Here is a 1,726-nt window from a genome sequence, read left to right on the forward strand (position 1 = left end):
GCCTGGGTATCGATTTGATAACTGGCACTGATGACGTCGCTGGTCGGTTGGTTACCCACCGCATCGGTATAGCCGCTGCTCAGGTAAATCCGGTTATCATCGCTGCTGATGTTGTCGGAGGGAGTCAGTGTGGCGGTCCAGGTGGTGCCGCCGTCGGTGCTGATGAGGTTGGAGAAGGTGGCGTTGTCTGCCGACAGATCTTCCAGGCCGAATCCGGTCACGGCTTCATGGAAGCGGATGGTGACCGTGGCGGTTTCTCCAACCGCCAGTACATGGGTTGAGAGGTCGATACTCGCCACCGGTGCCACGGTATCCACCTGGATCGAGATGCTGGCCTCCAGGTTGTCGGCGCCCACGGCCGGGGCATTGTTCACCAGGTCGGTCCATTCGCCACCGATTTGTATCCGGGTACCAGAGTCTTCCGTGTTGTCCGCCGGTGTGTAGGTTGCCGTCCAGGTGACTCCGCCGTCGGTGGTGGTCACGGTGCTGAGGCTGCCGCTGTCCAGTGTGATATCGGCATTACTGAAGCCGATCACGGCTTCACTGAAAGTAAAGGTGACGACGGTATGTTCTCCAGCCGCCAGATCGCTGCGATCGACATCGATACTGAGTGTCGGACGACTGATTTCCTGCTCAATGTAGATGGGCAAGCGGGCGTCGCCGTTAACGCTGACGGTCAGTGGCCAGTTCCCGTCCCCCAGCTCTTCCAGCAGGTCTGCCGGGAGGGTGATCGATGCGTAGCCATCGGAGACCATGGCCACCGTCGCGGTGACGTCGTAGTTCAGGTCGCCCAGGGTGATGCTGATGAGGTCTCCGACGGCCACCTGTTTCAGGGTGACGACGGTACCATCCTCAGCTTCATCGGCCAGTAATCCGTCGCGGGCTTCCGTGACAACCGGTGCCAGGGCGATCACCGATTGGCTGTCCAGCACGCCGCTGTACGGGCCACTTTCAAACAGGGCCAGGCCCGCTTGCAGCAGGGCGATGCCATGAGTGGAGATCAGGGCCACGCCGTCAACGATCGAGACCTCTGCCAGCAGGGCTTCCAGAGTGGCAGCAACACTGCCCTGAAACTCGTCCAGACCGGATAGGGCCACCAATAAATCACCGTACGCTTCGGCGGTATTGAGGCCGTCCTCCTGGTTAAACTCGTCTTCGGTGATCGCGGTGACATCACCAAGCAGGTCGGATAACTGGAACAGGGTCGCCAGAGTCTGATTGATGGCCAGCATATCGCTGGTTAAGGGCGTACTGGACAGGCTGTCAGCACTGATACCCGCCAACATCACGGCCAGCGTCGTCAGCGGTGTGACGCTCAGGGTCAGGTCACCGCTCTCGTCCAGATCGGCCATGGCGGTCAGGCTGGTTCCCAGACTGGTGCTGGCACCGGTGGCTTCGGAGATATAATCTCCGGCGTCGCCATTGGCGTCGGTGACCACGACCAGCACCGGGCCGGTGTAGTCGGCGTCAAGCGTGATCGTGACCTGACCGCTGGCTGGATCGATCTGGCCGTGGCCGAGTACGTTGCCCTGGGCGTCATAGACGTCGACGGTGGCCGCTGAATCAAATACGCCCGCGACCGGGCTGACGGTTATCTGGCTGGAGTTGTCGTCATCGTTATTATCACGGGAACGATCGGACAAGGTATACAGGGTGATTGCTCCGACTATACCCAATGTCGCTGCGATCCAGCCCCAATCGGACGTGCCGCTTTCTGCTGACGCCC

General features: G+C 60.5%; 1 protein-coding gene. It reads right to left on the reverse strand.

Annotated features, from left to right (window positions below):
• Positions 1-1,726 (reverse strand): Ig-like domain-containing protein (locus Q8W22_RS16605; RefSeq protein ID WP_305453117.1); only part of this gene is annotated, 1,726 nt, incomplete at both ends.

It is taken from the genome of Oceanobacter sp. 1_MG-2023 (genome assembly GCF_030689025.1).
Taxonomy (GTDB): domain Bacteria; phylum Pseudomonadota; class Gammaproteobacteria; order Pseudomonadales; family Oceanobacteraceae; genus Oceanobacter.